This is a genomic window from Pseudoalteromonas sp. BSi20495 (assembly GCF_000241185.1).
GTDB classification, from domain to species: Bacteria; Pseudomonadota; Gammaproteobacteria; order Enterobacterales; family Alteromonadaceae; genus Pseudoalteromonas; species Pseudoalteromonas fuliginea.
This window is the reverse complement of the sequence record NZ_BADY01000088.1, coordinates 21,343-27,342: the sequence shown is the minus strand read 5'-3', so window position 1 is coordinate 27,342 and position 6,000 is coordinate 21,343. Positions and strand designations below refer to the sequence as shown.

At 36.7% G+C, this 6,000-nt stretch carries 8 protein-coding genes; 6 read left to right on the top strand and 2 right to left on the bottom strand.

The window, feature by feature from the left end; translation table 11 throughout:
- From P20495_RS22120 to P20495_RS22205, 3 genes are all read left to right on the top strand, one after another.
- On the top strand, positions 1–511 hold a 511-nt coding region (locus P20495_RS22120), incomplete at its 5' end, for a hypothetical protein (RefSeq protein ID WP_033015971.1).
- Between the two features lie 391 nt (positions 512–902).
- Positions 903–1,628, top strand: a complete 726-nt coding sequence (locus P20495_RS07955) for a zeta toxin family protein (protein ID WP_008136938.1) — start codon at positions 903–905, stop codon at positions 1,626–1,628.
- An 8-nt stretch (positions 1,629–1,636) separates the two neighbouring features.
- Positions 1,637–1,804, top strand: coding sequence for a hypothetical protein (locus P20495_RS22205; RefSeq protein WP_008136936.1), 168 nt, complete (start codon positions 1,637–1,639; stop codon positions 1,802–1,804).
- Positions 1,805–1,866: 62 nt separating this feature from the next.
- On the opposite strand, the gene P20495_RS07960 is transcribed toward P20495_RS22205, so the two are convergent.
- The gene (locus P20495_RS07960) at positions 1,867–3,183 is read right to left on the bottom strand and encodes a tyrosine-type recombinase/integrase (protein ID WP_008136934.1); all 1,317 of its coding nucleotides are present in this window, start codon (positions 3,181–3,183) and stop codon (positions 1,867–1,869) included.
- Positions 3,184–3,565: 382 nt separating this feature from the next.
- Here P20495_RS07960 and P20495_RS07965 point away from each other — a divergent pair, with 382 nt between their 5' ends.
- Positions 3,566–4,090: a hypothetical protein gene (locus P20495_RS07965; protein WP_008136931.1), complete on the top strand. Its 525-nt coding sequence runs from the start codon at positions 3,566–3,568 to the stop codon at positions 4,088–4,090.
- Positions 4,087–4,488, top strand: coding sequence for a hypothetical protein (locus tag P20495_RS07970; RefSeq protein ID WP_008136929.1), 402 nt, complete (start codon positions 4,087–4,089; stop codon positions 4,486–4,488). Before P20495_RS07965 ends, P20495_RS07970 begins: the two co-directional genes overlap by 4 nt.
- Before the next feature lie 491 nt (positions 4,489–4,979).
- Here P20495_RS07970 and P20495_RS07975 read toward each other — a convergent pair whose 3' ends face one another.
- Positions 4,980–5,309: a 5-carboxymethyl-2-hydroxymuconate Delta-isomerase gene (locus P20495_RS07975; protein WP_007376008.1), complete on the bottom strand. Its 330-nt coding sequence runs from the start codon at positions 5,307–5,309 to the stop codon at positions 4,980–4,982.
- A gap of 204 nt (positions 5,310–5,513) precedes the next feature.
- Here P20495_RS07975 and P20495_RS07980 point away from each other — a divergent pair, with 204 nt between their 5' ends.
- On the top strand, positions 5,514–5,999 hold the full coding sequence (locus P20495_RS07980; RefSeq protein ID WP_008136925.1) for a CreA family protein: 486 nt from the start codon (positions 5,514–5,516) through the stop codon (positions 5,997–5,999).
- Position 6,000: the final 1 nt, after the last annotated feature.

Genomic DNA, 6,000 nt, shown 5'->3' with positions numbered 1-6,000 from the left:
ATTTGATATTACCTTTACAATTGAACCAACTGAAAAGTCTAAAGATAAATTGAGAAGAAGAGGCTTTTTTGCAGAAGCTGATAACTTACTGGGTGATCAGCATCTAGGCATCTACAACGCAAAATACAAGGAAGTTCACTATATCCCCTCCAATAGCTTTAAAGCACTTGTAGCCTATAAAAAGGGTATTATTTCAATCGACTTACGTTTTCTTAAGTTTGCTAGGAGTAAAGACATTGTGCTTGCTCATGATTTATACATCTACTTGGTTCGCCGAGGTTATGAAAAAAGTAGAGCTAGTTTCGTGCCGTGGTCCACTCTTCATAAAGATATATTTCCATATCTCAGAAGGCTTGAACTTAGCCGATTCAAACGACGGTTTATACGTGCTTTAGATCTTATTCTTACATGCCATCCAAATGCGGGGGTTTCAATTGACAGTTCAGATCTAGGTATTCTAATTGCTCCCAGCAATAATTTTCTTCGTGGAAAAAAATTATACATATCATGAGCAATGAACAGTCTCATTGTATATTGAATAAATTATGTATAAGTAATAATTAGTAACGTCACTCATGAAAAAAAGTTTGTCACTGGTGAACCGCTTTATGTTACTGACGACTGAAAGTTTGTTACTGACGTACAGATGTTTGTCACTTGCGAATAGTAACACCTTTGTAGCCCTTTATTATCAGTGGATGCAGCGTGCTACTTAATAGCTTTAATAACTAAAAAACAAAAAAACTTAATTTAATAGGCACGAATTGTGAATAAAAATTATGTGTATGAAAAGAGCCGCCTTACATAAAAGACGTTTAATCTTATATAGACTTACTCTGAGTTTGATCACTTGCGAATAACTACTTAAGTGACATAATGAATAGAGATAATTAAGGTTTTATATGACACCAGAAGAACTAGAGCGGCAGGCGATAAGCTACGCTAAAAGTAATAGGACTCGTATAGCTCGCGAGTTAACAGACAAAAACCAGTTTCCTCCCGAAGCAAGACCAGTTTCTGTTTTTATGGCTGGTTCGCCTGGTGCAGGTAAAACTGAAGCTTCAAAAGCCTTTTTGGAAGAAATTGGAGCTGATAATGTACTTAGGCTTGATCCTGATGAACTGAGAGAGCTTATACCTGGTTATACAGGTGATAACTCGTATTTATTTCATCGCGCAGTTTCTTTTATTGTAGAGCGAACACTTGACCATGCGTTTAAAAACAAGCAATCTTTTTTGTTAGATGGGACTTTGGCAAGTTATGATGTTGCAAAAAAGAATATTGAACGCTCTATCCGTAAGGAAAGGCAAGTACTAATTCTGTTTGTATATCAAAAACCAGATCTCGCTTGGGAGTTCGTTGAGGCAAGAGAAAAGCTAGAAGGACGTAGAATTCTACCTAAGACCTTTATTGATCAGTTCTTTTCTTCTCAGGAGGCTATAAGGGAACTTAAGCTCAAGTTCGGTAGTCAAATTCAAGTGGATTTATTAGTTAAAAATAATAAGGGCAAAACACGTTTTTATCACGATAACGTTCAGGCAATAGAGCATCATTTAGATGAAAAATTCACTAGAGAAGATCTGGAGAGCCTGATAGAATCACCATCCAGCTCAAAAAACGAGCTTTAGGAGTGTTTATGTTTTCAAATTTAATTAAGCCAAAGCCAACGCAAAACTCTAAGCTTTCAGATTTTGTGTTAGATTCTAGTTCAAGCGAGAAGAAGCGAGTTTATAGTCAAGTTATTGAGCGCGCTATTACCTCTCAAGTGCAGCTTGTCAATAAAGCGTCTGCAACTCAAAGATAATTAATGAAAAGTCCCACTAAGGGACTTTTTTAGATTTAAAATAAACTGATTCAGCATAAATTTTAACTTAGCAAAGCACTCATCAACTCAATCTTTTGTTCCTTAGTTAAGTTTGCTAATAAACTTTTCATTTTGGTCATTTTATTTTCTGGCTCTTGCTCAATCAAGCCTGCATATTTTGCAATTGTTTCGGTTACCTTTTCCGCTGGCTCTTTAAGCTCCTCAGCAGTTAAAATTAAATAGCCAGCAGTTACGTCGCTTTTATCTGTAATATGGTTTAGAAGGCGTTTCAGGAGGTATCCTGATACTCCGCTACTCTCAGCCATTGATGTAAATGTGCGACGCAAATCATGCGAAGTGATTTTTACTCCTGCAATTTGGCATACATGTTTCAGCGTCTTTTTAGGATCAGTAAGGTAGCCCTTTTTACTATCTGTCCCAAACACATAGTCAGATACCTTATATTCTTTTCGTCGATTAAATATCTCAGCTAATCGATCTGTAATAGGAAACTCGACGTCTAAGCCATTTTTTGTATCCTTGAGGATGAATATCCTATCTTCAAGGTGTACCTGTGACCACTTGAGTTGTAGTAACTCAGATCTTCTCAAGCCTGAAAAGGTCAAAAATTCTAGGTAGTCACAAAAACCTACACGGCTATTTTTACGATATTTAGCAGCTTCATTTCTGACTTCATATAATGCATCTATAAATGGTTTTAGTTGTGATCGGCGCAGACGTGTTGTTTTACGCTTTATATTATTCCAGTTTCGTTTTTCAGAAAGTACACTTACAGGGTTTTCTGGAAATAATGTTCGGCCTTCTGAAGACTTATATTCAGCTTTAGCAAAGTTAAATAAAGCACGCATTAGGCGCATGGTATAATTTGCCTGAGCAGGGCTTCTTGAGGTTATTTCTCGCTGGCGCTTTAAAATCATTGTTTGATTAATATCGGCTAGGCGCTTGTTATGCCAGTCTGGTAAATAGCAGTTTATTTTTTGGTGGTAACCTCTTTTCGTTATAGGTTTAAGATCTCTAGATTCGATGTATGAATCAAAGGCTTCTTTCAAGGTAACTGAAGCTGCTCTAAATTGGCGCTTAAGGTCGTTCGGGTTTATACCCTCAGCAATATCTGCCATTACTTTACGAGCCATTCGCCTTGCATCATCAAGTGTAATTGATGGAAAGTACCCAAGGGTGACACTAATAGGGGTGTCTCGCCCTGGTATCTTTTTATAAACTCTAAATGATTTTTTACCAGCGACGCTCACATCTAAAATGAGTCCTGACAATAGACTGTCATAATAGCGAGTGCGTTTACCGTTTGATTCTATCTTTTCAAGCGACAATTCTGTGAAGCGAAATTTTGTGTCTGACATATGGTGCTACCTCTGTGCTACTTTGAACGTAAAATTTAACGTTCTGAAATACATAATGATTTATGCATCAGAGGTAGGGTGTATTCAATAACCCTATGATATAGCTATGAAAATTAGTAAATAGTTATATTAAAAAGTAACTCGTAGTAAGTCCTTGTTTTGCAACTCATAATCGTTAGGTCCCCAGTTCGAGTCTGGGAGGGGCCACCACTTTTCAAAGCTTCCCAAGTAAATATCTACTAACCTAAATTACCCTGTGCTCTTTTTTTAAATAGAAAAAAATAAAAAGCTATTATCAGTATCTAATCGACAAAATATTTCAAATGTGGAAAGTAATAAAAAATTGATGTACCCTTTTATTTTTATTGAACGAGGGAATGTTATGTCAAATAAAATTATGATCGAACGAAATATCGGTGTTCTGCGCGAAAAAATTAGAAACGCAGACACAACGACTGTCATGGGGTGTGTTGCGATTGCGACGAGTGCTGATATGCTATCAGGTGCAAAGTTATCTAAACGGCAATATAGCTTCATAGTTAATAACCGCCAACAATGCTTTTTAATGAAGCAATCACTGACACAAGATTTGACAAAGTTAATGGTATTGAAGGCTATACCTAAATTATTATCTGCTGCAGATCCAACCTCAGATTTATCTAAAACTGCTTTCATGGCCGAAGCTACTGCAGACGCTGCTGGTGAGGCTCTTGAGGTGAAAACAGGTATACCAGCATTTAAAACAGCTGCTGTTTTAAATGCATTAAGTGCTGGTATTCAGATTAAAACTATGTGGGATATTCAAGCGATCGAAGATGGCTTTGCGCAAAGCCCGAAACAGTTTGAAAAATTATTTGCCGACTGGAGAAGTTGGAATATTGAAGAGCGTTATCAGGTGGCCCGATGAAAAAGTTATTAATTTTATTATTCCCAAGTACATGTTTTGCACAGTTTTCAGACTTGTCGTTATGTGAAAACAAACAAACTATGCTTGGAATAGATTTTTATTCAAACTGTGTGGGGGTCGCAGACGCCTCAGTACAAAAATTAAAATCTGAGATAACTGCGAAACAGCTATATGATTACATCACTCTTAGTATTAAAGATGTTAGCGTTTTAGAAGAGCACCTTTCAGATGACATGATAGGCAGAGTACATGCATTAATATCGATTGATCCAAACCCACTTTATTATACTACTGTTGGTAATAATGTTTTAGTCAAGACCAAAGAAGGGCTTAATATTTTTGAAAAGCATGATGGCTATTGGTTACAAAAATTAGTATCAGAGAGATCCGGTAGATAAATAGAGTTATCTCAAAAGTAATTTGATATTGGTAATTACTTTAAATAGGTTTCAGTAATTTCAGCTCTAAAGTAGTCTAGCTCTTTTGGTAAAACTCTAAGAGCTAGCGATCTGCTAAGTCATAATTTTTTAGCTCAGTCATCCTCCCTTATGCGTAACTATATAAATCCATTGGTGCTGCTAGCAAAAAGAGCAGATCGCGATTAGATGCTTTTGAAAGTGAACATTTATGGACTCTGCCAGTATTATAGCGTTGCAAATAGTTAATTCCCCTACCAGGCACTGTCATAGGTTGCTCTAAGCGCCTTTGTCCTTTCACCGTGTGCTCTGCGCAATCTTCTTGTTTATTAGTAATGTTATCTACTGGCGTTCGTAACTCATCAGAAGTTTTTTATAAACAGCAGTGAGCAAGTATTTAATATTCAAAAAGCCCCTATTGGGGCTTTTACTTACTATTGTGTACTTTTATTACTCAAAACGACAAAAGTTAACTAATTTTTTCGATATACATCATGATCCATATCGTAAATATTGACGCTTAAGCTATCAGAGTCTCTGCAGTAGGTTTTTAAACATGCGAGTAGGTGCTCACTTAACATTTGTTTTTGTTCTACCGTTCGCCCTGCCATTATATGCACTTGAATATGAATAAACCCTTCTTTACCTATACCTAGTTGGTATTGTTGGTATGCAATTGCGCGTGTTTTAATTGTTTCTAAATCAAAAAGTCCGCTTTCAAAAGTACTGTTATGAATTTTCTCTACTAGTACTTGTGGTAAAACAGGGAGGTCTTCTGAGTGTTCAATAATAATATGCGGCATTTAGGCGTTTCCTATTATGAGTTACTGCATTAGCGAGGGTTAATTGTATCAAATACAACAGGGTTCGCTAAACCTAGGGCTATCTAAAATCTTTACTTTAAACTAATTTAGTCGTATTTATTTTTGATGTTAGTATAAAACAAACAGGTGAACCTTTGCTTAGTGACGTAGATGCTAAGTTACCTATTATAGATAAGGATAAGTATGAAATTACCACAAAAATTTAAACGTTTAGCTTTACTTGCAGGTGCGCTAGTTACGTTGAGTGCTTGCTCTGATGATGTTGCGTCGGTAAGCCTTGGGTTATTTACAACTAAAGATGTCGTGGTTAATTCGCAGCAAGATCCGATTATTAAAGGTGTTACGTGCCACATTAGCCATATAGAGGCTAATTTGGACTTTTCTGATCCGTCTGATATGTCAATTGCGTGCCGTCAAACGGGGCCTATTACAGCACAGCAGCTACAAGAAATTGACCGAAGTAAGTCGGGCGAGGTGGTATTTAAATCATCTAAAAGTATTTTATTTAAATCTTTAAAGGTGCGTCGTATTTACGATGCTGAAAACCGCACCTTATTGTATTTATCGTACTCAACGAAAGAATCCAGTGGCAGCCATCATCATGCGCTATCAACAGTGCCGCTATACAATACTCAAGCGTGGGAATGGGCGCTTACACAAAAAAACTAAA

Bases quoted from the DNA above. Each gene is read 5' to 3' on its own strand.
- P20495_RS07980 (WP_008136925.1), top strand. From the start codon at position 5,514: ATGAAATTACCACAAAAATTTAAACGTTTAGCTTTACTTGCAGGTGCG.
- P20495_RS07975 (WP_007376008.1), bottom strand. From the start codon at position 5,309: ATGCCGCATATTATTATTGAACACTCAGAAGACCTCCCTGTTTTACCA.
- P20495_RS22205 (WP_008136936.1), top strand. From the start codon at position 1,637: ATGTTTTCAAATTTAATTAAGCCAAAGCCAACGCAAAACTCTAAGCTT.
- P20495_RS07970 (WP_008136929.1), top strand. From the start codon at position 4,087: ATGAAAAAGTTATTAATTTTATTATTCCCAAGTACATGTTTTGCACAG.
- P20495_RS07965 (WP_008136931.1), top strand. From the start codon at position 3,566: ATGTCAAATAAAATTATGATCGAACGAAATATCGGTGTTCTGCGCGAA.
- P20495_RS07955 (WP_008136938.1), top strand. From the start codon at position 903: ATGACACCAGAAGAACTAGAGCGGCAGGCGATAAGCTACGCTAAAAGT.
- P20495_RS07960 (WP_008136934.1), bottom strand. From the start codon at position 3,183: ATGTCAGACACAAAATTTCGCTTCACAGAATTGTCGCTTGAAAAGATA.